This window comes from Microbispora sp. NPDC049125 (assembly GCF_040802045.1).
GTDB lineage: Bacteria > Actinomycetota > Actinomycetes > Streptosporangiales > Streptosporangiaceae > Microbispora.
In genome coordinates, this window is sequence record NZ_JBEZDW010000021.1 from 1 (window position 1) to 25,845 (window position 25,845).

General features: G+C 71.9%; 23 protein-coding genes. 12 read left to right on the plus strand and 11 right to left on the minus strand.

What is annotated here, in order from left to right:
- A partial coding sequence (locus AB0B72_RS23350; protein ID WP_367741022.1) for a hypothetical protein occupies window positions 1–202 on the plus strand: 202 nt, incomplete at its 5' end.
- 92 nt (window positions 203–294) lie between these two features.
- On the opposite strand, the gene AB0B72_RS23355 is transcribed toward AB0B72_RS23350, so the two are convergent.
- The 4 genes from AB0B72_RS23355 to AB0B72_RS23370 form a co-directional block, all read right to left on the minus strand.
- Window positions 295–1,830, minus strand: a complete 1,536-nt coding sequence (locus AB0B72_RS23355) for a glycoside hydrolase family 3 protein (protein ID WP_367741023.1) — start codon at window positions 1,828–1,830, stop codon at window positions 295–297.
- A gap of 122 nt (window positions 1,831–1,952) precedes the next feature.
- The gene (locus tag AB0B72_RS23360; protein ID WP_367741024.1) at window positions 1,953–2,804 is read right to left on the minus strand and encodes a carbohydrate ABC transporter permease; all 852 of its coding nucleotides are present in this window, start codon (window positions 2,802–2,804) and stop codon (window positions 1,953–1,955) included.
- The gene (locus AB0B72_RS23365) at window positions 2,801–3,814 is read right to left on the minus strand and encodes a carbohydrate ABC transporter permease (protein WP_367741025.1); all 1,014 of its coding nucleotides are present in this window, start codon (window positions 3,812–3,814) and stop codon (window positions 2,801–2,803) included. The genes AB0B72_RS23360 and AB0B72_RS23365 overlap by 4 nt, the downstream gene beginning before the upstream one ends.
- A 5-nt stretch (window positions 3,815–3,819) precedes the next feature.
- Window positions 3,820–5,148 (minus strand): sugar ABC transporter substrate-binding protein, encoded by a 1,329-nt coding sequence (locus AB0B72_RS23370; RefSeq protein WP_367741026.1) that lies wholly within the window; start codon window positions 5,146–5,148, stop codon window positions 3,820–3,822.
- Between the two features lie 216 nt (window positions 5,149–5,364).
- On the opposite strand from AB0B72_RS23370, the gene AB0B72_RS23375 reads away from it, so the two are divergent.
- Together AB0B72_RS23375 and AB0B72_RS23380 are read left to right on the plus strand one after the other, a co-directional pair.
- Window positions 5,365–6,618: an ROK family protein gene (locus tag AB0B72_RS23375; RefSeq protein WP_367741027.1), complete on the plus strand. Its 1,254-nt coding sequence runs from the start codon at window positions 5,365–5,367 to the stop codon at window positions 6,616–6,618.
- 16 nt (window positions 6,619–6,634) lie between these two features.
- Window positions 6,635–7,381, plus strand: a complete 747-nt coding sequence (locus tag AB0B72_RS23380) for a M15 family metallopeptidase (RefSeq protein WP_367741028.1) — start codon at window positions 6,635–6,637, stop codon at window positions 7,379–7,381.
- Between the two features lie 34 nt (window positions 7,382–7,415).
- Here AB0B72_RS23380 and AB0B72_RS23385 read toward each other — a convergent pair whose 3' ends face one another.
- On the minus strand, window positions 7,416–8,414 hold the full coding sequence (locus AB0B72_RS23385; RefSeq protein WP_367741029.1) for a GlxA family transcriptional regulator: 999 nt from the start codon (window positions 8,412–8,414) through the stop codon (window positions 7,416–7,418).
- A gap of 72 nt (window positions 8,415–8,486) precedes the next feature.
- Here AB0B72_RS23385 and AB0B72_RS23390 point away from each other — a divergent pair, with 72 nt between their 5' ends.
- Complete coding sequence (locus AB0B72_RS23390) at window positions 8,487–9,797, plus strand: APC family permease (protein ID WP_367741030.1); 1,311 nt, start codon at window positions 8,487–8,489, stop codon at window positions 9,795–9,797.
- Window positions 9,798–9,876: 79 nt separating this feature from the next.
- Here AB0B72_RS23390 and AB0B72_RS23395 read toward each other — a convergent pair whose 3' ends face one another.
- The 3 genes from AB0B72_RS23395 to AB0B72_RS23405 all read right to left on the minus strand — a co-directional run bounded on the left by AB0B72_RS23395 (window position 9,877) and on the right by AB0B72_RS23405 (window position 16,708).
- The gene (locus AB0B72_RS23395; protein WP_367741031.1) at window positions 9,877–14,856 is read right to left on the minus strand and encodes an ATP-dependent helicase; all 4,980 of its coding nucleotides are present in this window, start codon (window positions 14,854–14,856) and stop codon (window positions 9,877–9,879) included.
- A gap of 171 nt (window positions 14,857–15,027) precedes the next feature.
- Window positions 15,028–15,561: a pyridoxamine 5'-phosphate oxidase family protein gene (locus tag AB0B72_RS23400; RefSeq protein ID WP_367741032.1), complete on the minus strand. Its 534-nt coding sequence runs from the start codon at window positions 15,559–15,561 to the stop codon at window positions 15,028–15,030.
- 55 nt (window positions 15,562–15,616) lie between these two features.
- Complete coding sequence (locus AB0B72_RS23405; protein ID WP_367741033.1) at window positions 15,617–16,708, minus strand: serine hydrolase domain-containing protein; 1,092 nt, start codon at window positions 16,706–16,708, stop codon at window positions 15,617–15,619.
- 69 nt (window positions 16,709–16,777) lie between these two features.
- Here AB0B72_RS23405 and AB0B72_RS23410 point away from each other — a divergent pair, with 69 nt between their 5' ends.
- The 6 genes from AB0B72_RS23410 to AB0B72_RS23435 all read left to right on the plus strand — a co-directional run bounded on the left by AB0B72_RS23410 (window position 16,778) and on the right by AB0B72_RS23435 (window position 20,321).
- Window positions 16,778–17,266 (plus strand): VOC family protein, encoded by a 489-nt coding sequence (locus AB0B72_RS23410; RefSeq protein WP_367741034.1) that lies wholly within the window; start codon window positions 16,778–16,780, stop codon window positions 17,264–17,266.
- 68 nt (window positions 17,267–17,334) lie between these two features.
- Window positions 17,335–17,529 carry a DUF3046 domain-containing protein gene (locus tag AB0B72_RS23415; protein WP_367741035.1) on the plus strand — a complete coding sequence of 65 codons (195 nt, stop codon included), beginning with the start codon at window positions 17,335–17,337 and terminating at the stop codon, window positions 17,527–17,529.
- A gap of 135 nt (window positions 17,530–17,664) precedes the next feature.
- Entirely contained in the window at window positions 17,665–18,063 is a 399-nt protein-coding gene (locus AB0B72_RS23420; RefSeq protein WP_367741036.1) for a hypothetical protein, read from the plus strand.
- Window positions 18,060–18,368 carry a winged helix-turn-helix domain-containing protein gene (locus AB0B72_RS23425; protein WP_367741037.1) on the plus strand — a complete coding sequence of 103 codons (309 nt, stop codon included), beginning with the start codon at window positions 18,060–18,062 and terminating at the stop codon, window positions 18,366–18,368. Before AB0B72_RS23420 ends, AB0B72_RS23425 begins: the two co-directional genes overlap by 4 nt.
- Window positions 18,361–19,239 carry an ABC transporter ATP-binding protein gene (locus AB0B72_RS23430; protein ID WP_367741038.1) on the plus strand — a complete coding sequence of 293 codons (879 nt, stop codon included), beginning with the start codon at window positions 18,361–18,363 and terminating at the stop codon, window positions 19,237–19,239. The genes AB0B72_RS23425 and AB0B72_RS23430 overlap by 8 nt, the downstream gene beginning before the upstream one ends.
- Window positions 19,236–20,321, plus strand: a complete 1,086-nt coding sequence (locus AB0B72_RS23435) for an ABC transporter permease (RefSeq protein WP_367741039.1) — start codon at window positions 19,236–19,238, stop codon at window positions 20,319–20,321. The genes AB0B72_RS23430 and AB0B72_RS23435 overlap by 4 nt, the downstream gene beginning before the upstream one ends.
- Window positions 20,322–20,406: 85 nt before the next feature.
- Here AB0B72_RS23435 and AB0B72_RS23440 read toward each other — a convergent pair whose 3' ends face one another.
- From AB0B72_RS23440 to AB0B72_RS23450, 3 genes are all read right to left on the minus strand, one after another.
- On the minus strand, window positions 20,407–21,921 hold the full coding sequence (locus AB0B72_RS23440) for an MFS transporter (protein WP_367741040.1): 1,515 nt from the start codon (window positions 21,919–21,921) through the stop codon (window positions 20,407–20,409).
- 90 nt (window positions 21,922–22,011) lie between these two features.
- Window positions 22,012–22,656 carry a TetR/AcrR family transcriptional regulator gene (locus tag AB0B72_RS23445; protein ID WP_367741150.1) on the minus strand — a complete coding sequence of 215 codons (645 nt, stop codon included), beginning with the start codon at window positions 22,654–22,656 and terminating at the stop codon, window positions 22,012–22,014.
- A gap of 216 nt (window positions 22,657–22,872) precedes the next feature.
- Entirely contained in the window at window positions 22,873–23,139 is a 267-nt protein-coding gene (locus tag AB0B72_RS23450; protein ID WP_367741042.1) for a hypothetical protein, read from the minus strand.
- Between the two features lie 305 nt (window positions 23,140–23,444).
- Between AB0B72_RS23450 and recA the strand changes: the two genes are divergently transcribed.
- Both recA and recX read left to right on the plus strand, forming a co-directional pair.
- Window positions 23,445–24,542, plus strand: a complete 1,098-nt coding sequence (gene recA / locus AB0B72_RS23455) for a recombinase RecA (protein ID WP_367741044.1) — start codon at window positions 23,445–23,447, stop codon at window positions 24,540–24,542.
- Window positions 24,543–24,589: 47 nt separating this feature from the next.
- The gene (gene recX, locus AB0B72_RS23460) at window positions 24,590–25,612 is read left to right on the plus strand and encodes a recombination regulator RecX (protein ID WP_367741151.1); all 1,023 of its coding nucleotides are present in this window, start codon (window positions 24,590–24,592) and stop codon (window positions 25,610–25,612) included.
- Window positions 25,613–25,845 lie beyond the last annotated feature (233 nt).

Sequence of the window (25,845 nt, forward strand, 5' to 3'; positions counted from 1 at the left end):
GGCGACCGTGACGCTGACCACCCCGTACGGCTCCAGGACCGTGGCCGACGTGGCCCCGGGCAAGCAGGCCTACCAGTCCTTCAACGCGCGGGCCATGCAGATCGGCGCGGGCAAGGCCACCGTCACGGGCGCCTCGTTCGTCGACGGCGAGAAGGTCACCACGTCCTACGAGAGCGACTACACCGCGACCAGCTGCGGCTGACCGGGGCTGCGTGGCGATCACGGTCTGTGTACCGGTGACGCCACCGTAGTGAACAGGGGCCGACCGGCCGATGGGCCGGTCGGCCCCGCCCTCTACAGCCCCGCCACCGAGGGGCCGTCGCTCAGCAGCTCCACCGCGGCCCGGGCGTTGGCGCGGGCCGCGCCGTACGTCGCGATGTAGGCGCCGGCGTCGGGCCGCCAGATCGGCAGGCCCATCTCCACCACGACGGCGTCGGGGCGTGCGGCGAGGAGGGCGGAGACCATCGCCCTGCTGCGCGGGTGCCGGTGGGCGTCCTTCACCACCACGATCAGCGAGCGGCCCCGGGCCCGGCCGAGCAGCGCGCCGGTGTCGGCGTCACCCGGCTTGACCCGGACGATCTCCGCCTCCGGCAGCCAGGGCGCGACCCCCCACGGCACGTCGCCCACCGCGATCGTCGGCGGGGTGTCGATCTCGACGACGAAGGGCCGGACCAGCGGCGCCGCCGCCCCGGTGAGCCGTACGGCACGGCGTGCGGCGGCGAGCCCGACAAGGTCGGCGCCCTGATCGGCGCTCTGGTCGGCGCTTTGGCCTTCGGCGGAGCGGGACGAGGCGAACCACGCGCGCAACCGGTCGACCCGTCCGGCGGCCTCTTCGAGCCGTTCTACGGGCAGCCGCCCGTCGGCGACCGCGTCGAGGATGGCCGTGAGCACCTGACCGATCTCCTCAGGGGTGGGCAGCGGCCCGAGGCAGAGCAGGTCGGAGCCCGCGGCGAGGGAGAGGACGGCGCCGCCGCCCAGGCCGACGCTATCGGTGATCGCGCGCATGTCGAGCGCGTCGGAGATCACGACGCCGTCGTAGCCCATGTCCCGCCGCAGGAGGCCGGTCAGCGCCTCGGCGCTGAGCGTGGCGGGCAGGCTTCCCGTCAGGTCGGGGACCATCACGTGGGCCGTCATGATCGCCTTGGTGCCGGCTTCGATGGCCGCGCGGAAGGGGACGAGCTCCCGCTCCGCGAGCAGCTCACGCGAGGCGTCCACCACGGGGATCTCCAGGTGGGAGTCCTGCCGGGTGGCCCCGTGGCCGGGGAAGTGCTTGACGCAGGCGGCGACGCCGAGCGACTGCAGGCCGTGCACGGCCGCCACCGTGTGGCGCGCCACCAGCTCCGCCCCCGGGCCGAACGACCGGGTGCCGATCACGGGGTTGTCGTCCACGGTGTTCACGTCGGCGACCGGGCCCATGTCGAGGTTCACCCCGCAGCGGGCGAGGTCGGCGGCCATGGAGCGGTAGACCCGCCGGGTCAGGTCGACGTCGTCGACCGCCCCCAGCGCCGCGTTGCCCGGGTACGGGCTGCCGGTGTGGTACGCGAGCCGGGTGACGTCGCCGCCCTCCTCGTCGAGCGAGATGACCGGCCGTCCCGCGCCGCCCAGCCGCGCGGTGAGGGCGCCGAGCTGCTCGGCGTCACGGACGTTGAAGCCGAACAGCGTGACGCCGCCGAGGCCGTCCTCCAGGCCGCGCATGACCCAGTCGGGGACGGTGGTGCCCTGGAAGGCGGCGAGCAGCGTGCCCGCCGCGAGACGGAGCAGACCCCGATCGCCGGTGTTCACGGGCAGGCCGATTCCCGGTGCGGCCAGGGGATCGCGGGTCGCGGACATGCCGGTCGGGCTCCTTCATGACAGGTGGATGGGTGACTGCTCACGTGTCGGCGGTGCGGCCCGCGTCTCGCGGGCACGGCGGTACGGCCACGCCCGTGGCGGTGGCCGTACCGGCGCCCGGGTTACCCCTTGACCGCGCCCGCGACCAGGCCGGAGACCATGCGCCGCTGGACGAGGAGGAAGAACGCGAGGACCGGGACGGTCATCAGGGTGGAGGCGGCCATGATGCCGCCCCAGTCGGTCGACCGCTGCCCGACGAAGAACTGCAGGGCGACCGGCATCGTGTACTTGCCCTGGTCGCCGATGAGCGTCAGGGCGTAGACGAACTCGTTCCACGTGGTGATGAACGAGAAGATGCTGGTGGCCACGAGACCCGGCGCGACCAGGGGGAACAGCACCCGCCAGAAGGTGGTGAACCGGCTGGCGCCGTCGATCCAGGACGCCTCCTCCAGCTCCTTGGGGACGGCGGCGACGAACGTGCGGAGCATCCAGACGGAGAACGGCAGCGTGAGGCCGACGTTGATGACGACGAGGCCGAGGAGCTGGTCGTACAGGCCGAGCCGCTTGACCATGGTGAACAGCGGGATCAGCAGCGCCTCGGCCGGGACCATCTGCACGATCAGCAGCAGGATCAGGAACGAGGTGCGGAAGCGGAAGCGGAACCTCGCCACGGCCGTCGCCGCGAGCAGCGCGAAGACCGCGCCGATCACGACGGCGCTGAGGGCCACGATCGTGCTGTTGAGCAGGTACTGCCAGATGGAGTGCCCGCCGACGCCCTTGGTGAAGACCCGTGAGACGTGGTCCATCGTGGGCGGGCTCGGGAACGGGATGAAGCGCGTGGTGAAGATCTGGTCGTCCGGCTTGAAGGCGGTGGCGACCATCCAGTAGACGGGGAAGACCGCGAAGAGGAAGACCGCGACGCCGGCCGCGTTGAGCGCTCCCCTTCCCAGCCTCCTGCGGGCCAGCGGGCTCATCGGACGCCCTCCGTCTTCACGATCTGCCGGACGTAGACGAAGGTGATCACCAGCAGGACGCCCGTCAGCACGACCGCGATGGCGGCGCCCAGGCCCAGCTTCGGCGAGCCTCCGAACGCCTCGGCGTAGCTCCACAGCGACAGGTTGAACACGTCACGGTTCACGGTGCCCCCGGCCAGAAGATAGAGCTGGGTGAAGACCTTGAAGTCCCAGATGATCGACAGCACCACCAGCACCGAGAACACCGGCTTGAGCAGCGGGAAGGTGATCCGCCGGAAGGTGGTGAGGGCGCCGGCGCCGTCGATGCGCGCCGCCTCGTAGAGCTCGGCTGAGATGGTCTTGAGCCCGGCGAGCACCGACACAGCGATGAACGGGAACGACGCCCACACCACGGCCACGACCAGCACGAAGTAGAGCGTCACGGTGTCGTTGAGCCACGGCTGCCCGCTCCAGTCCGACCGGCCGAACAGCAGGCTCGACAACCCGTCGGGCAGCAGGTTCAGCGCCCAGTTGACGACGCCGGCGTCGGAGTCGAACAGCCACTTCCAGACGACGGCCTGCGCGGTGGGCGGGGTGGCCCACGCGGCCATGATGCCGACGATCACGAACGCCGACATCTTCTTGCCGAGCTTGTTCAGCAGCAGCCCGACCAGCGTGCCGATCAGCAGGGTCAGCGCCACGGTGACGACGGCGAAGACCACCGTGTTGCGCAGGGACGACCAGAACAGGTCGGAGCTGAAGATGGCCTGGTAGTTGTCCGTGCCCACGAAGTCGGCCGGGGCCGGGTTGACCGCCTTGATCTGCCGCAGACCGACCTTGTGGAACGACATGTCGACCATCTGGTACAGCGGATAGAGCAGCAGCGCCCCGATGACCAGCAGGCCGGGCAGGAGCAGGACGTAGGGCACCACCCATTCGGGGAGGCCCGATCCGCGCGCCCGCCGTGACTCGCGCCCTGACGGGGCGGAGGTGTCGTCTCCGCCCCGGGCGATCGTTGACGTCTGGGTCATGATCCCTACTGGTTGAGGATCGTCTCAAGCTCGGTGTTCGCGTCCGTCAGAGCCTGGTCGACGGTCTTCTTGCCGTCGATGACCGAGCGGGCCGCGTTCTGCAGCACGGCCTTGGTGTCGTTGGCCTCCGCCCAGTTCGGGCTGGCCGGGAAGCCCTTGGCGACCTTGAACGTGTCCGTGAACGGCTTCTGCGCCGGGTCGGAGCCGAGCTCCTCCAGCGCGTCGGGGTACAGGGGCAGCAGGCCGCCCTCCTTGGCGTACCGCACGCCGAACTCCTTGCCCGCGGCGAGCTTCAGGTACTCGGCGGCGAGCTCGGCGTTCTTGGTGTCCTTCCAGATGGCGATGTCGTTGCCGCCCTGGAAGGCCGGGGCCGGGCCGCTGCCGTCCTTGGACGGAAGCGAGAAGAAGGCCATCTTCGACTCGTCGACCTTGCCCTTGCTCTGCTCCTTGATGGCCGCGATGTCCCAGCCGCCGGTGACGTACATGCCGACCTTGCCGGCGGCGAAGCGCTGCGCGATGTCGACCGAGTTCTGCGTCAGGCGGCCCTTGCCGGACACGCCGTCCTTGGCGACCAGGTCCGTGTAGAACTGGAAGCCCTCCTTGAAGGCGGGCTGGGTGAGCTCGCCGACCCACTTGCCGCCCTCGAACTTGGCGAAGTCGCCGCCCGCGGACCAGACGAAGGGGGACAGGGACATGTTCGCGTCGGAGCCGCCGTTGAAGGCGAAGCCGTCCACGTCCTTGCCCTGCTTGTCGACGATCTTCTTGGCGGCCGCGACCAGGTCGTCCCAGGTCTTCGGGACCTCGATGCCGAGCTTGTCGAACCAGTCCTTGCGGTACAGCACGGCGCGGGTGCCGCCGCCCCACGGAGCCGCGTAGACCTTGCCGTCGATGGTCTCGTAGCTCCACAGGTTCTGCGGGATCTGCTGGAGCTCGGGGTCGCCCTTCACGACGTCGGTGATGTCCGTGAGCGCGTCCTGCGCCACCCACGCCGCCACCTGGTCGTTGCCGAACTCGGTGACGTCGGGGCCCTCGCCGCCGGCGAGTGCGGCGGTCCACTTCTTCTGGGCGTCCGGCCACGGGACCCACTGGACCTTGGCGTCGGCGCCCGTCTTCTCCTTGAACTTCGCGTTGAGCTCGTCCATGTATTTGTTGGCGACGTCGGTGGGGGCACCGAGACGCCATACGTTGAGGGTCTGGCCGGCGAACTTGGGACCTCCGGCCGACGCCGCGGCGGTCGGCGCGGTGTTCGTGGAGTCGTCGCTTCCGCAAGCGGCGAGTCCCAGGGCCAGGGCGGCGGTCGCGGTGGTCGCGACCGCGATCTTGACGATCTTCACGGTGGGTCCTCTCCCTTCCCGGCTTCGCGTCGGGGGTGCGCCTCTTGGGGGGTGTCGGCGGGCCGCTCACCTGGTCGAAGGCGCTCTCCTTTCGGTCGGCGCTCATGGCGTCCCGAGGCTGATCGGTTGCCTCCGGGGTGGCTGCCGCTAAACTAACAAGAAACTTTCCTTAAAGAAACATGCGTTAGCGGATCGTGACGAGAGGGGAACCAGCCGGTGCCTCAACGACCAGGAACACCTCGCCTGCTGCGGCAGATCAACGACCGCGCCGCGCTGGAGCTCCTCCTCTCCGACGGCCCGCTGACCAGAGCCGAGTTGGGAGAGCTTACCGGGCTCTCCAAGGTGACCTCGGGCCAGCTGCTGTCCCGGCTGGAGACCCGCGGGCTGGTCAGGGCGGCGGGCGAGCGCCCAGGTGGGCGGGGGCCCAACGCCGCCCTGTACGGAGTCAACCCGTCGAGCGCGTACGTCGCCGGGCTGGAGGTGCTTCCCGGCAGCGTGACCGCCGCGGTGGCCGACATCACGGGAACGGTCGCCGCCGAGGTCACCGTGGACCCGACCGACGCGGGCGACCCGGTCCGCATGGTCCACGAGGCCGTCCTGCGGGCCTGCGAGACGGCGAGCGTGGAGATCTCCCGGCTCCGGTGCCTCGTGATCGGCACCAGGGGCGTGGTCGACCCCGGCAGCGGCGAGGTTCGCTACTCGGTCGACCTGCCCGCCTGGCACGTCGGCATCCTGGCCGGCCTGCGGCGCCTCCTCGGCGACTGCGTCATCATCGAGAACGACGTGAACCTCGCCGCGCTCGCCGAGCAGGCGTACGGCGCCGCGCGTGGGGTGGACGACTTCGTCATCTTGTGGACGGGCGTCGGGCAGGGGCTCGGGGTCATGCTCGGCGGCAGGCTGCACCGGGGCATCGCCGGGGCGGCCGGCGAGATCGGGTGGCTGCCGGTCCCCGGCCAGCCGCTGCCGAGCGACGTCACCGCGCCGCAGACCGGGTCGTTCCAGCGCCTCGTCGGAGGAGAGGCGCTGGAGGGGCTCGCCCGGCTGCACGGCGTCCGCTCCGCGCCGGTGGGCTCCGGCCCGGTCGGTTCCGTGCCGGTCGGCCCGGATTTTCGCGGCTCCGCGGGTCCGCCCGCTCACGGCGCGGCCGATGGCGATGGTGTCGCGGGCCTGGTCCGTACGGCTCTCGCCACCGGCAACCACGGATTCGTCGACGACCTCGCGGAGCGGCTCGCGGTCGGTGTGGCGGCGGTGTCCGTGGTGCTCGACCCCGGCCTGGTCGTCCTCAGCGGCGACATCGGCCGCGCAGGGGGGAGCGCACTGGCCGCCCGGGTGGAGGAGGCGGTCGCCCGCGTCTGCCCCAGCCGGCCGGCGGTCGCCGTCACCGGCGTCGACGGCAACCCGGTGCTGCGGGGCGCGATCGTCGCCGCCCTCGCACGAGCCCGTGACGAGGTCTTCTCCGACACGGTCTGACGATATGTTGCTGCTCATGCCTGGATTTCCCCGCGATCGCCGTTCTGCGCCCTCCGAGCCCCACCGTTCCGAACTCGGCGCCGCCGCGGCCGTCGCCGGCGCAGGAGAGGAGAGGGCGTGGAACGGCGAGGTCGTGCTGATCTCCGATCCCCGTGTGACGTCCATCCCGGTCAAGGAGTGCGGGGAGAAGCTGAGCGACGTGCGGGGACGGCTGCGGGTGGACGGGCGGCTGGCCGACCCCGAGGGCGCGTACGCGCACCTGCGTGAAGGGCTGCTGGCCCGGCTGGAGGAGGCGCAGCGCCGCCTCCCGGAGGGCCGCCACCTGGTGGTGGTCGAGGGGTACCGGCCTCCCTCGCTGCAGATCCGGTACTTCGAGGAGTACCGGGAGGGCCTGCGCGCCACGTTTCCCGATCTGCCGGCCGGAGAGCTGCACGCGGCCGCCAGCCGGTACGTCTCGCCGATCGAGGTCGCGCCGCACACCGCGGGCGCGGCCGTGGACCTCACGCTCTGCGACGACGACGGGATGGAGCTCGACATGGGCACCGCCGTCAACGCGAACCCCGAGGAGAGCGGCGGGGCGTGCTACATGGCGGCCCCCGTCGGGCACGAGGCCCGGCGCAACCGTGACCTCCTGCGCGCCGTGCTGGAGCCCGCCGGGCTCGTCAACTACCCCACCGAGTGGTGGCACTGGTCGTACGGCGACCGCTACTGGGCCATGACCCGCCGCGCTCCCGCCGCCCTGTACGGCCCCGTCGACCTGTAGGGACGCCTCCTCCCTCGTCGTCGCGTCTCCCGGCTCACCCGGCAGGGGCGCGTCGTCCCGGCTCGGCGCGATAGCGGAACACGTGTCGGTAGGACTGCGGGGAGACGCCGGTGACCCGGCCGAAGTGGTAGCGGAGGGTCGGCGCGGTGCCGAAGCCGGCCCGGCGTGCGACGTCCTCGACGGTCACGTCCGTGGTCTCCAGGAGCTCCTGCGCCAGCCGCACCCGCTGAAGCAGCAGCCACTGCAGGGGGGTGATCCCCAGCGCCTCGCGGAACCGGCGGGAGAAGGTGCGTTCGCTCATATGCGCCACCTGGGCGAGCCGGGGCACGGGCAACGGCTCGTGCAGGTGGTCGCGAGCCCAGTCCAGCACGGGCGTCAGGGCGTTCTTCCCGCTCGGGCGGGCGGGGAGCCGCGGGTGCCGTGCCTGGTACTGGGCCTGGCCGCCCTCCCGTTGCGGCGGCACCACCATGCGCCTGGCGACCTCGTTGGCGATCGCGACGCCGTGGTCCTTGCGGACGATGTGCAGGCAGACGTCGATGGCCGAACCGGTGCCGGCGGAGGTCATGATGTCGCCTTCGTCGATGTAGAGCGGTACGGGGTCGAAGTCGACCTCGGGGAAGCGATGCGCGAAGTCGCCGCCGTTCAGCCAGTGCGTGGTGGCCCGCCGGCCGTTCAGCAGCCCGGCGGCGGCCAGCATGTAGGCGCCCGTGCAGATCGACACGATGCGCCTGCCCCGCTCGTGCGCGTCGCGCAGCGCCTCGACCAGGCCGCGCGGAGGATCGAGCTGAACGGCGCGGGCGACGGCCGCCACGACGACGGTGTCGGCCCGGGCCAGCTCGTCCAGCCCGTACGCGGTGTCGATCCGGAGGCCGGAGGTGGTGCGCAGCGGCCCGGCCCCGGCGGCGCACAGCCGCAGGTCGTACCACGGGTCGGCCAGATCGCGGCGGTCGACGCCGAAGACCTCGCACGGCACCGCGAGCTCGAACACGGGTGCGCCGTCGGTGACCGCGAGACCGATGATGTGCCTCCCCATGGCTGGAATTTAACGCATATTGTCGTTTCTGCCACTGGTTGTTCGCCGCCGCGGAGCCCGATGCTGATCCCCATGAACGACGCGACGAACAAGGGCGGGATGACCTTCGGCCACGGCACCGCCATGTACGTGGGAGCCGTCCTCGGAACCGGGGTCATCGCGCTGCCCGCCCTGGCCGCGGAGCAGGCGGGGCCGGCGTCGCTGCTGGCCTGGCTGGCGCTCGTCCTGCTGTCGGCGCCGCTGGCCGGGACCTTCGCCGCGCTCGGCGCGCGATATCCCGACGCGGGCGGAGTGTCCACCTACGTCCGGCTGGCCTTCGGGAAACACGCCGCAGCGGTGGTCGGCTGGTGGTTCTACCTGGCGGTGCCGCTGGGCGCCGTACCCGCGGCGCTGTTCGGCGCGGCGTACGTCTCCGCCGCGGCCGGGGGCGGGACGACGGCCACCACCGTGACCGCGGCGGTGCTGATGGTCGTGGTCACCGCGGCCAACGCCGTCGGGCTCCAGGTCAGCAGCAGGTTGCAGCTCGTGCTGGCCGGGCTGCTCGTCCTTTTGCTGGTGGTGTCGGTCGGGCTGTCGCTGCCGCACGCCGACATGGACAACCTCCAGCCGTTCGCCCCGCACGGCTGGGCCGCGGTCGGCTCGGCCGGGGCGCTCCTCGTGTGGAGCTTCGCGGGATGGGAGGCGATCACCCATCTCGCCGGCGAGTTCCGCCGCCCGCAGCGCGACCTGCCAAGGGCGACCGCGGTGGCGGTCGTCGTCGTGGGCGCGCTGTATCTGCTGGTGGCCTTCGCCACCGTCACCGTCCTCGGGCCCGGCGCGGCCGGGACCGACGCGCCGCTGGGGGAACTCATGGCCATCGGGCTGGGCGGCAACGCCCGCTGGCTGGCCGCCGGGGCGGCGGTGCTGTTGACGCTCGGCGCCATGAACGCCTACTACGCCGGGGCCGCCAAACTGGGCGCCGCCCTCGGCCGGGACGGGGCGCTGCCCCGGGCGCTCGCCGGGGGCAGCATGGCGGGCGAGGTGCCGCGCCGCAGCCTGACCGTCAACTCGGCGCTGTCGTTCGCCGCGCTGGCCGTCGTGGTCGCGACAGGGGTCGGCTCCCGGCCCATGCTGCTGCTCACCACCGGCTCCTTCGTGGCGGTCTACGCGCTCGGCGTGGCCGCCGCGCTCAAGCTGCTGCCCGCGCGCAGCAAGGGCTGGGCCGCGGCGGTGGCGGCCCTCGTCGCGGTGGTCGCGCTGCTGGTCATGTCCGGCCCCTACCTGCTGTGGCCGCTGGCGGTCGCCGGCGCCGCCCTGCTGTACCTGAGGATCAACCGGGGACGCCGCCCGGTCCAGGAGGAGAAGGAAGAGCGGCCCGAGATCGTCGCGGAGCCGAGCATGTGACGGCGGATCACGCCGTTACGGCAGGCCGGCCCGCGGACCGGCGCACGGCGGGCTCGGGCCGCCGGCGCCCGGTCATCGGTCAGCCGCGGATGCGCAGGCCCCGGGGGGTGGGGTGGAAGCCGGCCGCTTCCAGTGCGGCGGCGAGGGGGGAGTCGGTGATCGCCGTCCCGTCGGCCCGCTCGACGGTGAGCTTCCCGAGCGCTCCCCTCCGGACGGAGACCGCCAGAGCCTCGACCGCGGGCCTGAGGTCGCCGGAGTCGCCGAAGGAGAGCAGGGTCTTGCCGCCCCGTTCCACGTAGAGAGCGAGCACGCCCTCCACGAGCACCACCAGCGCGCCCGCTTTGCGTCCGGGCTTGTGGGTCACGTCGTCCGTCCGTTCCGGCCACGGCAGTGCCGCGCCGTACGGGTTGGCGGGGTCGGTCGCGGCGAGCACGACGACCCGGCGGGGGGCCGGCGGCGGGGGCGACGCCCATGGGTCCTCCGGCTGGGGCGGGCTCGTGGACGTCGTCGCCCGCATCCGGTCGACCGCCCCAGGCAGGGCGAACTGGGCGCCCCCCAGGCCCTCGACGAAGTAGCCGCGACGGCATCGGCCGCCCTCCTCGAACGCCCTGAGCACCTGGTAGACGGCGGAGAAGCCGCCGGGGAGCCGTTCGGCGGCGATGCCGCCCCTGGTGATGACGCCGTGCCGTTCGAGCAGCACCTCGGCCTGGGCGTGGGCGCGCTGGGTGCCTTCGGCGGCGGGCGGCGGGAGCAGCCACCATCGCCCGCTCACCGTGGGAGGCCCGCTCCTGGTGGGCAGCACGGCCCGGCGCCGCCGGTTCACCGCAGGCCGGTGGGCGGGGCGTCCTGCTCCCAGCGTGGAGCGGAGCGGGGCGAGCGTGTCGCCGGTGACGCGGCCGGCCCAGACGAGATCCCACAGGGCCGCCGCGAGGACCTGGTCGTCCGGCACCGCCGTACGCGCCGGGACAGGGACCGCGCCTGTGTCCTGACGAGAGTCGGGGAGGACGCCTGCGTCCGCGGCGCCGGGGGCGACGTCGGGATGGGGTGTGCCGGGGCCGGGACGGGGAGCGCCGAGGCCGGAGCTGTGGCCGAGGATGCGCGCCCGGCGGGCGCGGGCCGCGTCGGCGGGGGATGACGCGGCCCCCGCGCCGCCGAGAGTCAGCGCGGCGATCCGGTTGGACAGCTCCCGGAAGAACAGCGCTCCGCCGCCGCCGAGGATCTCCAGCACCTGCTCGTGCAGCGGAGTCATGGTGATCTCCGCCGGCGCCTGGAGCAACAGAGGGGCGGTGTCGGCGAAGTAGAGCGAGACCCAGCCGTCCCCGCCGGGCAGGGAGCCCTGGCCGACCCAGATGACCTCGCCCGAGGAGGTCAGCTCGTCGAGAAGGGCAGGGGAGTAACCGGGAACCCGCCCCGGCAGCACCAGCGTCTCCAGCGCCGACGCCGGGATGGCGGCGCCCTGGAGCCGCTCGATCGCGCTGATCAGCGCGTCCATCGAGCGGGTGGCCGGCACGTGCGCGTTCGCGCCCTGGCCGGTGCTCGGCTGGCCGATGGGGGCGACGCCATGCCACACGGGCAGGAACGCGGCCAGCACCTCGGGCGGGACCGGCTCGACCTCCTTGCGGAGGCGGGCCAGGGACCGGCGCCGCAGCAGCCGCAACACGCCGGCGTCGCACCACTCCTCGCCCCGGCCGCCCGGCCTGAACTCGCCGGAGACCACCCTCCCGGCAGCCGCGAGGCGGCGCAGCGCGTCGTCGACGACGGCCACACCGACGCCGAAGCGGGCGGCCGCCGTGCCGGACGAGAACGGCCCGCGGGTGCGGGCGTGCCGGGCGACCAGATCTCCGAGCGGGTCGGGAGCGGCGTCCCGCGCAGAGCTCGCCATCAGCGGGGGCTCCAGGAACTCGTGAGGCACCCCGACCGGAAGGGGCGCCCCCAGCGCGTCGCGCAGCCGCCAGGCGTCCTCCACGGCGGCCCACTGCTCCTGGCCCGCCACGCGGACGCGGATCGCCCGGCGCGCCTCCTCCAGCCCGGCCAGCCAGCCGGGGTCGCCCTCCCGGATCGCCACGTCCTCCGCGAGCAGGGGGCCGTGCGAACGCAGCAGGTCGGCGAGGTCCTCCGCGTCGCGGAGCGGCCGGTCCAGCCGGGCCAGCTCCCGCTCGGCCTCGGCGACGACGTCGGGATCGAGCAGCTCGCGCAGGTCCGCCTGGCCCAGCAGCTCCGCGAGGAGCGCCGTGTCGAGGGTCAGCGCCTGCGCCCGGCGCTCGGCCAGCGGCGCGTCGCCCTCGTACATGAACGCGCCGATGTAGGAGAACAGCAGCGAGGCCGCGAAGGGGGACGGCTGCGCGGTCTCCACCTCGACGATCCGCACCCGGCGGGCCGCCACGTCGCGCATGAGCCGGAGCAGGCCCGGCACGTCGAAGACGTCCTGGAGACACTCGCGCATGGTCTCCAGCACCACAGGGAACGCGGCGTACCTGCTGGCGACGCCGAGCAGGTGCGCCGCCCGCTGGCGCTGCTGCCACAGCGGCGTCCGGCGGCCGGGAGTGCGGCGGGGCAGGAGCAGCGACCGCCCGGCGCACTCCCGGAACCGCGCAGCGAACAGCGCGGAGGCGCCGAGCTCCTCGGTCACGATCTGCTCGATCTCCTCGGCGTCGAACGCCGCGAGGTCGGTCGGCGCCTCGTCGAGGGTGTCCGGGATGCGCAGCACGATCCCGTCGTCCGAGTGAATGGCCTGCACGTCGACGCCGTACCGCTCGCGCAGGCGCCGCCCGATGGCCAGGGCCCAGGGGGCGTGCACCCGCGCGCCGTACGGCGAGTGGATCACCACCCGCCAGTCGCCGAGCTCGTCGTGGAAGCGCTCGACGACGAGCGTGCGGTCGTCGGGCACGTAACCGGTCGCCTCGCGCTGCTCGGCCAGGTAGGACAGCAGGTTGGCGGTGGCGAACTCGTCCAGGCCGGCCTCACGGACCCGGCGGCCGGCCGCCGCGGTGTCGCCCTTGGCGCCCGCCCCGGCGGCCGACAGCTCCCGCAGGAACGCGCCGACGGCCCTGCCCAGCTCGGCGGGACGGCCGGCCGTGTCGCCGTGCCAGAACGGCAGCTTGCCCGGCTGCCCTGGGGCGGGGGACACGAGCACGCGGTCGGCCGTGATGTCCTCGATCCGCCATGAGGTGGCCCCCAGCACGAAGACATCGCCCACGCGGGACTCGTAGACCATCTCCTCGTCCAGTTCGCCCACGCGGGAAGCCTTGTCTCCCACGAGGAACACGCCGAACAGGCCGCGGTCGGGGATCGTCCCGCCGTTGGTCACGGCCAGCCGCTGCGCACCCGGGCGGCCCTGCAGCGTGCCCGTCACGCGGTCCCACACGATGCGGGGACGCAGCTCGGCGAACTCCTCGCTGGGATAGCGCCCGGCGAGCATGTCGAGAGTCGCCTCCAGCGCACTGCGCGGCAGCGTCGCGTACGGCGCGGCCCGGCGGACCAGCTCCTCCAGCGAGTCGACCGTCCACTCGTCGAGCGAGGTCATCGCCACGATCTGCTGGGCCAGCACATCGAGGGGGTTGCGGGGATAGCGCATCTCCTCGATCCGGCCCGCCCGCATCCGCTCGGCGACCACCGCTGTCTGGACGAGGTCGCCGCGGTACTTCGGGAAGATGACGCCGCGGGAGACCGCGCCGACCTGGTGGCCCGCCCGGCCGATCCGCTGCAGGCCGCTCGCCACGCTGGGCGGCGACTCGACGCAGGCGACCAGGTCGACGGAGCCCATGTCGATGCCCAGCTCCAGGCTGGAGGTGGCCACGACGGCGGGCAGGCGCCCGGACTTCAGCGCCTCCTCGATCTGGGAGCGCTCCTCCTTGGAGACCGACCCGTGATGGGCCCGGACCACCTCGGGGATCGCCCCGCCGGAGGCTCCGGCCTGCGCCATCATCTCGGCCGGCGCGGCAGGCCGGCCCTGTGACCACTGGTCGCGCAGCTCCTCGAAGCCGGCGGACCAGTGAGCCGGGTCCGCTCCGCCGGCGCCCTCATCCCCGATTTCCCCGGCGGCGGGCACCTGGCTCCGCTCCCAGGCCAGCTCGTTCAGCCGGGTGCACAGGCGCTCGGACAGCCGCCGCGAATTGGCGAAGATGATCGTGGACCGGTGGGCGTCGATGAGGTCGAGGAGGCGCTCCTCCACGTGCGGCCAGATGCTGCGCCGATGCTCCGGCGCGTCGCCGTCCGCGCCCGGCGGCGGCGGGGCCAGCTCCGTCATGTCCTCCACCGGGACGACGACGTCGACCTCGATCACCTTGTCCGAGGGCGGCTGAACCACGGTGGCGGGGCGCGCCCCGCCCAGGAACGTCGCCACCTCGGCGACCGGCCGCACGGTCGCGGACAGGCCGATGCGCTGGGCCGGGGCGGGCAGCAGCGCGTCGAGCCGCTCCAGCGTCAGCGCGAGGTGCGCGCCCCGCTTGGTGGCGGCCACCGCGTGGACCTCGTCGACGATCACCGTCTCCACGCCGCGCAGCGCCTCCCGCGCCTGCGAGGTGAGGATCAGGAACAGCGACTCAGGCGTCGTGATCAGGATGTCGGACGGGTGGGCGGCGAAGCGGCGGCGGTCCTCGGCGGCGGTGTCGCCGGACCGGATGGCCACGGAGATCTCCGGGACGGGGGCGCCCGTCCGCAGCGCCGTCTGCCTGATGCCGGTGAGCGGGGCGCGCAGGTTGCGCTCGACGTCGACGGCGAGCGCCTTGAGGGGCGAGACGTACACCACCCGGCACAGCCGCTCAGGTCCGGCGGCCTTGCCCCGGCCGCGCCGCCCGCCCGCCCGCGCCCCGGTCGTCTCCGGCGTCTCACGCGCCTCCGGTGCGGCGGCGCGCTCCACGGCGAGGCGGTCGATCGCCCACAGGAACGCCGCCAGCGTCTTGCCCGAGCCGGTGGGGGCGACCACCAGGGTGTTGTCGCCGCGGGCGATCGACGACCACGCGCCCTCCTGCGCCGCCGTGGGCGCGGCGAACGCACCGGTGAACCACTGCCGGGTCACCGGGCTGAAGCCGTCGAGCGCGCTCACCCGCCCATCATGCATCGGCCCACCGACAGAAGACGCCATGCCGTCCAGCCGGCCGCGCCTTGAGGGTCCGTTCAGCTCTCTTTCAGGGCCAAGGCGAGCCGACGGCGACGATGATGATGGGCGCCGGGAATCTTGATGGCGCGAGGTTGAGCATCCGGCGGGTGCCGGCCTTCGACCGCCGCGCCCTCAGCTCCACCGGTAGCGAGTCTGGGACGACTCGTTCCCGGCGGCGAAGGCGAATCCCTTGTCCGGCTGGACCCGGTAGAGCTGAACATCGCCGGTCCGAACGGCGTCGCCCAGCTGATACCAGGTTCCGTCCTCGCGGGTGAGATGCCAGCCATAGGCCTGTTCGAACGCGGTCGCCACGGCTTCCCTGGTCGCCTGGTCGGTGACCAGGCTCGCAGTGCCTTCGATGACGTAGTCCATGCCGGTCAGGGTGTCGGTTCCGGTTGTCAGCGCGCAGTGCTGGTTGGCGCTGAGATTCCTGGCTTTCTGCTCGTTGTCGCCGGTGGTGAACCACATCGCGCCGAACTCCCAGATCGCCAGCAACGGTGTCACGTGGGGGCGGCCGTCCCGGCGCACCGTGCACAGCTGGAATTTCTGAATCCGGCGCAGTGCCCCCTCCGTCGCCTCCCACGGCGTCGGGCCGGCGCCTGGTGAGGAGAACGGACTGAGGCTGGTCTGCGGCGTGGTCGGGCCTTCGGTCGTATGAGTGGACATGATCTTCTCCTTGTGATCGTCGCGAATTCCGTCCCGGCGCATCCGCGGGGAAAGCTCAGCGGGTCCCGGCGAGATGGTCGGCCAGGATCGTGGTGACCGACAGCACGGTGTCGAAGTCCGGGACGAGCCGGGTTTTCGTCAGCGCGAAGGCGACCCCCCGTGCGGGGTCCGCGTAGGCGTAGCTTCCGCCCCCGCCCGGCCATCCGAAGGCCACGGAGTTCTCCTCGGCAGGGGCGCCCAACCTGCCGATCGGGAAGCCCAGCGCCATCCGCGCCGGGTTACCGGAGACCTGATCCGCACCCTCGAACGCGAGCGCGGACAGCTCCGCCAGCCGCGCGGAGTCCACGAGCTTGCCCTGCAGAACGGCGTTGTACATCGCGGCAAGGCCGTGCGCGGTGGCGATACACACCGACGGTATATCGGCGCGCAGGATCTCGCTGTCGTTGCCGAAATCGGCACTCGGCCGGCTTTCCCACGGCGCGTAGATCGCATCACCGTCGTCCGGGCCGGCAGGCCATTGCCGCGCCCGTTGCTCCAGGCGCGCCAACCCCGGCAGCGACTCCTTCGGAGCGGCGAAGTAGAGCTGCCCCTCGATCCCGAGCGGCGCGGTGATCCACTCACGCAGCAGCTCGGACATGGACCGCCCGGTCGCGCGGCGGGCCAGCTCGCCGACGAGATAGCCGAAGGTGTAGGAGTGATAGCCCATGGCCGAGCCCGGCCGCCAGAGCGGCTCGGCGGCGGCCAGCGACTCACACACCCTGGACCAGTCGGGAAGCTCACCCGGGGTGATCTCGCGCGGCATGGCCGGAAGACCGGCCGTGTGGGTCAGCACGTGCCGCAGTGTCGCCGTGGCCTTGCCGTGCACACCGAACTCGGGCCACAGGTCCGTGACAGGGCTGTCGTAATCGAGGAAACCGCGCGCGACGAGCAGGTGCGCGAGCGTGGCCGCCACGTTCTTGCCAGTGGAGAAGCTGAAGATCGGCGTGCCGGAGGTGAGTGGTCGCCCGATGGCCTGGTCGGCCGTGCCGGCCACCGCATCGACGATCGGCGCGCCATCCTGATAGACGGCGACCTGCACACCGGTCTCCGCGCCGATATCGACCAGCGAATCGATGCGACGCTGAATGTGTTCCTGTATCTCACTCATCGGCATCCTGCTCACTTTCCCCGGGGCCGCCCGGCTTGACATCGGGCTTCCCTGACAATGTGGTGAAGTATGGAAATCGACTACGCGGCCATCGAGTCGGAGCGCGCACGCATCCGCGAGCGTTATCTGTCCGAGCGCCGTGCGGACAGCAGCGCGAGGGGTCTCCACCACTTCGCGCTGATCTCGTCCGACGTACAGCGCACCATCGGCTTCTACCACGACCTCCTCGAGTTCCCGCTCACCGAGATCTTCGAGAACCGGGACTACCCGGGCTCCAACCACTTCTTCTTCGACATCGGCAACGGCAACCTGCTGGCGTTCTTCGACCTCCCCGGGCTGGACCTGGAGCCGTACAAGGAGGTCCTCGGGGGGCTGCACCACATCGCGATCTCCGTCGACAGGGAGAACTGGGAGCGGCTGCGGGGCAAGCTCGACTCCGCGGGCGTGCCGTACCAGGTGGAGAGCGGCAGCTCCGTCTACTTCCGCGACCCCGACGGCGCGCGCCTGGAGTTGCTGGCCGACCCCCTCGGGGAGATGTACGGCACGCGCGTGATGTGATCGGCGCCCGCGTGCCCGCGTCCCGCCTCGGGGAACGTCTCTCCCCGGGGCGGGGCCATACTGAACGCATGCGCTTCACGGACTTCTGGAACCGGATGCACCGCCACTTCGGCGAGGCATACGCCGAGTCGTGGGCCAAGGACTTCGTCCTGTCCGGCCTCGGGGGCCGGACGGTCGAGCAGGCGCTCGCCGACGGCCTGCCGGCCAAGCAGGTCTGGCACGCCGTCTGCCAGACGGTCGACGTGGACCCCAGGCTCCGCTGACCTTTCCCCTCCTCCACTCCTTCCTTACCTGTGCTCACCCACTTGAATGTCAGTTGAGTGCTTGCTAGCTTGTTGAGCAGATGAGCCTGGAGGAAGCGTATGAACGCTGGGGATGGGATGTCTCCCGATCAAGCCTTGTCCGAGATAGACAGGGTTGACCGGAGAGTCCGCCACTCGTCGCGAGGGGCGGGCTGGTACTTCGTGATCACGGGGCTGGCCACGATCGCGTACTGGCCTGCCATGTTCCTGGGTGACGACCCGGTGCCCGACGTCGCCGCGGTCGGATGGGTGGTCCTCACGGTCGTGTCCACCGTCTACTGGGTGCGCCGGAGGGTGCACAACCCGCTGGTCAGGCGGCTCAACGGCCCGATCACCGGGGCGTACGTGGTGACCATGCTCGCGGCGTTCGCCTTCTGCGTGTTCGTCATGCCGGAGCGGCCCGCCCCCGGCTGGGTGGCCGCGCTCGTCATCGTGTCGGTGGTGGCCGCGCTGCCTCTGCTGTACGCCGGCTGGCGGGTGCTGACCGACCGATGAGCACCCACCCCAGGCACGAGCTGGACGAGGTCATCCACGCGCCGGTCCGGCTGTCGATCATGGCGGCCCTGGCCGCGGCGGACAAGGCCGACTTCCGCTTCCTGCGCGACACCATCGAGGTCAGCGACTCGCTGCTCTCCAAGCACATCCTCACGCTCGAAGAGGCCGGGTACGTCCGGGTGGAGAAGACCTTCGTCGGGAAGCGGGGGCGCACCTGGCTCTCGCTGACCGCGCGGGGGCGTGCCGCGTTCGAGACGTACATGGACGTCCTGCGACGGATAACTGAGAGGACCCCCCTTGCTTGAGATCGACGACGTGCGCAAACGCTACGGAGACACGGTCGCCCTCGACGGCGTGAGCTTCGCCGTGCGGCCGGGCGAGACGTTCGGCTTCGTCGGCGCGAACGGCGCGGGCAATACGACCACCATGCGGATCGTCATGGGCGTGCTCCGGGCGGACTCCGGAGAGGTGCGCAACGCGGGGCGCGCTCTGACGTACGAGGACCGCCGCACGTTCGGCTACATGCCGGAGGAGCGGGGCTTGTACCAGAAGATGAAGGTCGCCGACCAGGTGGAGTACTTCGGCAGGCTCCGCGGGCTCGCCCCCGCCGCCGCCCGCCGGGCCGCGGCGGATCTGCTCGAACGCCTCGGCCTGGTCGAGCGGCGCGACGACGCGGTCGACGCGCTCTCCCTGGGAAACCAGCAGCGCGTCCAGCTCGCGGTCGCGCTCGTGCACGACCCGGCGGTGCTGGTCCTCGACGAGCCGTTCTCGGGTCTCGATCCGCTGGCCGTGGACGCGCTCGCGGAGGTGCTGAAGGACCGGGCCGCCGCCGGAGTGCCGGTGATCTTCTCCAGCCACCAGCTCGACCTGGTCGAACGGCTCTGCGACTCGGTCGGCATCATCTCGTCCGGGCGGATGGTCGCCTGCGGCCCGGTCGGCGAGGTCAAGGACAGGGAGGGCCGCCGCGTCCTGCGGGTCGTGGTGCGCGACGCGGCGCCGGGCTGGGCGGACGGCCTGCCCGGCGAGGTGACCCGCGACGGTGAGTGCGACGTGCTGCTCAGCGAGGGCGGCGACGACCAGGCCATCCTCCAGTCCGCCGTACGGGCGGGTCGCGTGGAGCACTTCGGCTGGCAGCAGCCGACGCTGGCGGAGATCTTCAGGGAGGCGGTGGCATGAACGGCCTGTTGCTGGTGGCCCAGCGCGAGGTCCGCACGCGGATCAGGACGAAGTCGTTCCTGATCAGCCTCGCGATCAGCGCGATCCTCGTGGCGGGGCTCGCGTTCGCCCCGAAGGTCTTCGGCGGCGACGACACGTTCGACGTGGGCGTGGTGGGGGCGGCCCCCGCGGCCGTCAGTCAGGTGCACTTCACGAAATATCCAGACGAGGCGGCCGTACGAAAGGCGGTGACCGGCGGAGACGTCGACGCCGCGCTGATCGGCGACCGCAGGGTGCTCGCCGACGGCGAGCTCGACCAGCGGCTCGGGCTCATCCTGGACAGCGCGCACCGCGAGGCGCAGATCAAGGCGGCGGGCCTCACGATCACGCCGCTCCAGGTCGAGTCGATCGGGGCCGACGCGCGCTACCAGGGCGTACGCACGGGGATCGCCACACTGCTGGTCTTTGTGCTGTTCTTCCTGCTCATCTACTCCGCGATGTACGTCGCGATGGGTGTGGTCGAGGAGAAGGGCAGCCGCATCGTGGAGATCCTCCTCACCTCCGTACGGCCCTGGCAGCTGCTGGGCGGCAAGATCCTCGGGCTGGGCTCACTGGGGCTGATCAACCTCGTGGCGATCATCGCAGCCGGCCTCTCCGCGTCCTTCGCGTCCGGCTTCGCGGCGGACCTCCCGCCGGGGATGGGCGGCATCGTGGTGAGCACGGTCGTCTGGTTCCTGCTCGGCTACGCCTTCTTCTCCGCCCTCGCCGCCGCCTTCGGCTCGCTGGTGTCCCGGCAGGAGGAGCTCAACAGCGTGCTGACGCCGATGAACACGCTGATGATGCTCACCTACGTGGTGGCCTACCTCGCCGCCGGCGAGCCCACCGGAACCCTGGCGCGGGTCCTGTCGCTGATCCCGCCGTTCTCCTCGATGGTCATGCCCGTGCGCACGGCCGCCTCCGACGTGCCGCTGGTGGAGATCGGGCTCGCGGCGGCGCTCATGGTCGTCGCCGTGGTGGCCGTGCTCCTGTTCGGCGCCCGGGTCTACGAGCGGGCCGTGCTGCGGACCGGCGCGCGGGTCAAGCTGGGCGACGTCGTCCGCTGACGACCCGACGCGCAAGAGGGGCCCGGCTCAGGCCGGGCCCCTCAGGCGTGCTCGTGATCGCGCGTGGAACGCGGTCCCGGGAAGATCAGTGCGCGAGCACCGGGATCGCGGGAGCGTCGTCGTCCTCGCTCGACGCCGTCACCGGGGATCCGCCCTGGTGGCCGGTGTTGACGAAGGCGGTCACGATGAGCGCGGACAGCACGAGGATGCCGACCGCCCACCAGATCGCGGTGGCGTAGCCGTGCACCGCCGCCTGGTTGACGAACGCGACCTTCCCGATGACGGGCGCCTGCGCGGCATGCGAGGTGATCCACCCCGTGGCGGCGCTGGCGGCGATGGTGTTGAGCAGCGCGGTGCCGATGGCGCCGCCGACCTGCTGCGAGGTGTTGATCATCGCGGAGGCGACGCCCGCGTCACGCGACTCGACGCCGTACGTCGCCAGGCTCATCCCCGGCATGAAGGCCGTGCCCATGCCGAGGCCCAGCAGGATCTGCGCCGGAAGCACCAGGCCCACGTACGAGCTTCCGGTCTCCATCTGGGTCAGGATCAGCATGCCGGCCGCCGCGACCAGGAATCCCGGTCCCATCAGCAGCCTCGGCGAGACGCGGGTCATCAGGCGGGCGCCGATCTGCGTCGAGCCGGCGATCATGCCGACGATCATCGGCAGGAAGGCGAAGCCGGTCTGGATCGGCGTGTACCCCTTGATGACCTGCAGGTAGTAGGTCAGGAACAGGAACAGGCCGAACATCGCGATGACGGCCAGGCCGAGCGACATGTACACGCCGGCGCGGTTGCGGTTCATCACCACGCGCAGCGGCAGAAGCGGAGCGCGCACCTTGCTCTCGACCAGCACGAACGCGGCGAGGAGCACCACCGCGGCGACGAACAGGCCGATGGTCGCGCCGGCGGTCCAGCCGTCGGACTCCGCGCGGGTGAAGCCGTAGACGAGGGAGACGAGGCCCAGGGTGGCCAGGACGACGCCGGGGATGTCCAGGTGGTTGGCGTTGCGGCTGCCGACCGGCTCGCGGACGACGAGCACGGCGCCGGTGGCGGCGACGACGGCGAAGGGGATGTTGACGAAGAACGTCCAGCGCCAATCCAGGTACTCGGTCAGGAGGCCGCCGAGGATCAGGCCGACGGCGCCGCCGCCGCCCGCGATGGCGCCGAAGATGCCGAACGCCTTGGCACGCTCCCTGGCCTCGGTGAACGTCACCGCGAGCAGTGACAGCGCGGCCGGCGCCAGCAGCGCGCCGAACGCGCCCTGCAGCGCGCGGGCACCGAGCAGCATCCCCTCGTTGACCGCGGCGCCGCCGAGCGCGGAGGCCGCCGCGAAGCCGATCAGGCCGGTGATGAAGGCGCGCTTGCGGCCCCACAGGTCCGCGATCCGCCCGCCGAACAGGAGCAGCCCGCCGAACGCCAGGGCGTAGGCCGTGATCACCCACTGGCGGTTGGCGTCGGAGACCCCCAGGTCGGCCTGGGCGGAGGGCAGGGCGATGTTCACGATCGTGGCGTCGAGCACGACCATCAGCTGGGCCATTGCGATGAAGGCGAGGGCTTTCCAGCGCCGGGGGTCCGGTTGGACCTGGGCTGTTTCAGGCATGGATTTACTCACTAACGGTGTGGAGAGAAGCAACTGGCAAGAGCGAGGTGGAAATGGAGAGCTGGGGGGCTCAGGCGCTCGCCGGTGTGATCAGTGGTCGTTACGGAGGTCCTCGAAGGTCGCCGCGGCTCCGGGCAGGGCCGAGCGCGCCGGAGCGCGAAGGCCGTCGAGGAAGAGCTGGAGGTGGCGGTGGACGAACCTGTCCAGGCTCACGCGGGTGGTGCCCGGGAGCGGGCGGGTGAGCTGCGCGATCGCGATCATGACGTCGCCGGAGGCCACGTCGGGCCTCAGCAGGCCCGAGTCGCGCGCCCGGTCCATGATGCCCTGCAGGGCCCGCTCAAGGCGAGCGCGTTTCTCGGCGAGCTGCGCGGCGAGGGCCTCGCAGTCTTCGGAAAGGATCGGGCAGAGGGCGCCGATCCGCTCCTCGGTCGCGCCGTACGCGAAGCGCCGCAGCGCCTCGAACGCGTCCTCCTCGTCGGCGAGCGCCGACTCGGCGAGCTCGATGGTCCGGTTCATGACCTCAAGGGTCACCTGGCGAATGAGTTCCGAGCGGTCGGCGAAGTGCCGGTAGATGGTGGCGTTGCCCACCCCGGCCCGCCGGGCGATCTCGTCGAGTGTCACGTCGGCCCCATGCTCCACGAACGCCTCACGCGCGGCCGCCACGATCCGTTCCCGGTTGCGCGACGCGTCCGCCCGCAGCCGAGGGCCGTGGCGCCGCTCGGCGGTCGTGCTCATGGTGCCCACAGCGGCGCTCCTTTCTGTCATCCGTCGTACGAATCGGGGAATGAGTCCCCACTTCGTGGATGTAGGAGCAAACCGGGAAGTCGTCCCCGGATATTTCGGGAAGTCGCTGTGGGCTGTGTCACATTCCGGTCGCCGCCTGACGACGGGGTGACGGGCGGGGCCGATGGAGCGGCTCGCCGGTTCGCCGGCCGTCGGGGCAGGACACCGCTATCCGAGCAGCTTGCCGATCGTGTCGGCCGCCAGGCCGGGGTCTTCGGCGCTCTCCTGGCCGTCCGGGGACCACAGGAACATCCACCCCTCGTTGGCGGGCGTGGCGAACACGATCGTCTGCTTGCCGGTGTGCGGATGCCAGATCCACAGCACCGGGTCGTCGTCGCCGAGCATCCTGCCGCCCAGGCCGCGCTCGGGGAGCCGCTCGGCGAGCGCCTCCAGGTGGGTGCGGCGCTGCCGGCCGTACGTGCTGGTCCCCGTCACGTCGCCGCCTTCAAGAGGAGATCCGGCTTTGGTACCAGGATCGCCGCAGGTCAGCGGGCTGGCAACCATGACTGGGTAACGCCCGGGAATGTAGCGCGGCGGTTGGGGTGCCGATCGCCCCGCCGTGTCGCCCCGTTCCGTAGGTGATCGAACAGTCGTTCGGCTATATTGAAGTGGTCGCCGCGGAGCCGTCGCACGCTCCGGGCGCCTCGCCAGGCGGGGATGCGGGAAGCTCCGGAAAATGTCAGTGGCACCCCGTAGCTTTTCGGTGACTAGCAGACGACGACCCTTCCAGGGGGCACCCAATGGCAATCAACGACCGCGAGAAGGCCCTTGACACCGCCCTCGCGCAGATCGAGCGGCAGTTCGGCAAGGGCTCCGTCATGCGCCTCGGCGACGACGCGCGCGCACCGGTCGAGGTCATCCCGACCGGCGCGATCGCGCTCGACGTCGCCCTCGGCATCGGCGGCTACCCCCGCGGGCGGATCGTGGAGGTCTACGGCCCGGAGTCCTCCGGTAAGACCACGGTGGCCCTGCACGCGGTGGCCAACGCCCAGCGGGCCGGAGGGATCGCCGCCTTCATCGACGCCGAGCACGCCCTCGACCCCGAGTACGCGAAGAAGCTGGGTGTCGACGTCGACGCCCTGCTGGTGTCGCAGCCGGACACCGGTGAGCAGGCCCTGGAGATCACGGACATGCTGATCCGCTCCGGCGCGGTCGACATCATCGTCATCGACTCGGTGGCGGCCCTCGTGCCCAAGGCCGAGATCGAGGGCGAGATGGGCGACAGCCACGTCGGCCTCCAGGCCCGCCTGATGTCGCAGGCCCTTCGTAAGGTGGCCGGCGCCCTCAACCAGACCCGTACGACCGCCATCTTCATCAACCAGCTCCGCGAGAAGATCGGTGTCATGTTCGGCTCGCCCGAGACCACGACGGGCGGCAAGGCGCTGAAGTTCTACGCGTCCGTACGGCTGGACGTGCGGCGGATCGAGACGCTCAAGGACGGCACCGAGCCGGTCGGCAACCGGACCCGTGTCAAGGTCGTGAAGAACAAGATGGCCCCGCCGTTCCGCCAGGCCGACTTCGACATCCTCTACGGGTTCGGCATCTCCCGTGAGGGCGGCCTTATCGACATGGGCGTCGAGCACGGCTTCGTGCGCAAGGCCGGCGCCTGGTACACCTACGAGGGCGACCAGCTCGGGCAGGGCAAGGAGAACGCCCGCAACTATCTGAAGAACAACCCCGACATCGCCAACGAGATCGAGAAGAAGATCAAGGAGAAGCTGGGGATCGGGCCGCGCCTCGACACTCCCAGCGAGGCGGCCCCCGCCGTTCCCGCCCCCGCCCCAGCGGCGTCCACCCGGGCGGGCAAGTCGGCGGCGCCCAAGCCGGGTGACGTCTGAGCCCAGGCATGAGGAGCGACGAGACCCCCGGCCCCTCCGGTGACGAGATGGGCCCGGGGGACTGGGCCTCCGGTCCCTGGGGGCAGGCCGATGGCGACTCGCCGAGGGCGGCCGCCATCGACGCGCTGCGCGAGCAGATCCGAAGCCGCGAGGCCGGCCGCTCAGCGGGCGCCGCCCGCCGAGGCGCCCCTTTCCGCGCCGCCTCCTCCAGCGCCGCCTCGGTTGACGCCGGCTCGGCTGGCGCTCCGGCGTTTGACGTCGCCGCGTTTGACGTCGGCTCCTCCGGCGGTGAGCCGGCGCGCACGTCCGGCGGTCGAGGCACGAAAGGCGCGGGCCGGCGCGGCGCGGGCGGCCGGCGAGGGCGTGGCCGCCCGACCGACGAGGCTCAGCCGTTCCCCGACGACGGGGAGGGCGTGGACCGCGACGGCCTGAGTCGTGAGGGCGTGGACCGCGACGGCGGCCGGGGTCGTGAGGGCGGCGCGGGCCGGGGCCGCGGGCGCCGGGGAGGACGCGAGGGATGGCTGCCCGACGGGCCCCAGGAGGGCTCGGCGGCCAGTCAGGGGCCGGACGCCGACCCCGAGGCGGTGGCACGCGCCATCTGCCTGCGGCTGCTCACCATGGCCCCGAGGACGCGGGCACAGCTGGCGGACGCGCTGCGCAAGCGGGAGGTCCCCGAGGAGGTGGCCGACGCCGTGCTCGAGCGCTTCTCCGACGTCGGGCTCATCGACGACGAGGCGTTCGCGGCGGCCTGGGTCACCTCCCGGCACACCGGCCGCGGACTCGCCCGCCGCGCGCTCGCCCAGGAGCTGCGGCACCGGGGCGTGGACGAGGAGACGGTCAAGGAGGCCGTGGAGCAGCTCGACCCCGACCAGGAGGTCGAGACCGCCCGCGCGCTGGTGGCGCGGAAGCTGGGGGCGACGCGTGGGGCCGAGCCCCAGGCCCGCACCCGCCGTCTGGTCGGCATGCTCGCCCGCAAGGGCTACCCGCCCGGCCTGGCCTTCCGCGTCGTCCGGGAGGCTCTGGAGGCCGAAGGTGTGGACGTGGATGACCTTCCGGAGGGCTCTACGTGACCGAGAGCACCGGGCAAAAGTGGCTTGACAGGTCACCTTTGCTTGCTCGTTACCTCTTTGACGCTTAATCTCGACCGCAGTGAGGAGTTACTCCGCGCAGCGCGGATTGCCATAACGGTGAAGTACGACGGACGAGAGACACTGACGGCCCTCGGGCCTTCCGGCCACCCTTCTGGGGTATCCGGACATTGCGACGATATTTGTCCTGGTGACGCCACCGGGCCTTGCTGTGC

Coding starts and splice junctions, on each gene's coding strand:
- AB0B72_RS23355 (WP_367741023.1), bottom strand. CDS start 1,830: ATGTCCGCGACCCGCGATCCCCTGGCCGCACCGGGAATCGGCCTGCCC.
- AB0B72_RS23360 (WP_367741024.1), bottom strand. CDS start 2,804: ATGAGCCCGCTGGCCCGCAGGAGGCTGGGAAGGGGAGCGCTCAACGCG.
- AB0B72_RS23365 (WP_367741025.1), bottom strand. CDS start 3,814: ATGACCCAGACGTCAACGATCGCCCGGGGCGGAGACGACACCTCCGCC.
- AB0B72_RS23380 (WP_367741028.1), top strand. CDS start 6,635: ATGCCTGGATTTCCCCGCGATCGCCGTTCTGCGCCCTCCGAGCCCCAC.
- AB0B72_RS23385 (WP_367741029.1), bottom strand. CDS start 8,414: ATGGGGAGGCACATCATCGGTCTCGCGGTCACCGACGGCGCACCCGTG.
- AB0B72_RS23390 (WP_367741030.1), top strand. CDS start 8,487: ATGAACGACGCGACGAACAAGGGCGGGATGACCTTCGGCCACGGCACC.
- AB0B72_RS23395 (WP_367741031.1), bottom strand. CDS start 14,856: ATGCATGATGGGCGGGTGAGCGCGCTCGACGGCTTCAGCCCGGTGACC.
- AB0B72_RS23400 (WP_367741032.1), bottom strand. CDS start 15,561: ATGTCCACTCATACGACCGAAGGCCCGACCACGCCGCAGACCAGCCTC.
- AB0B72_RS23405 (WP_367741033.1), bottom strand. CDS start 16,708: ATGAGTGAGATACAGGAACACATTCAGCGTCGCATCGATTCGCTGGTC.
- AB0B72_RS23410 (WP_367741034.1), top strand. CDS start 16,778: ATGGAAATCGACTACGCGGCCATCGAGTCGGAGCGCGCACGCATCCGC.
- AB0B72_RS23415 (WP_367741035.1), top strand. CDS start 17,335: ATGCGCTTCACGGACTTCTGGAACCGGATGCACCGCCACTTCGGCGAG.
- AB0B72_RS23425 (WP_367741037.1), top strand. CDS start 18,060: ATGAGCACCCACCCCAGGCACGAGCTGGACGAGGTCATCCACGCGCCG.
- AB0B72_RS23435 (WP_367741039.1), top strand. CDS start 19,236: ATGAACGGCCTGTTGCTGGTGGCCCAGCGCGAGGTCCGCACGCGGATC.
- AB0B72_RS23440 (WP_367741040.1), bottom strand. CDS start 21,921: ATGCCTGAAACAGCCCAGGTCCAACCGGACCCCCGGCGCTGGAAAGCC.
- AB0B72_RS23445 (WP_367741150.1), bottom strand. CDS start 22,656: ATGAGCACGACCGCCGAGCGGCGCCACGGCCCTCGGCTGCGGGCGGAC.
- recA (WP_367741044.1), top strand. CDS start 23,445: ATGGCAATCAACGACCGCGAGAAGGCCCTTGACACCGCCCTCGCGCAG.
- recX (WP_367741151.1), top strand. CDS start 24,590: ATGGGCCCGGGGGACTGGGCCTCCGGTCCCTGGGGGCAGGCCGATGGC.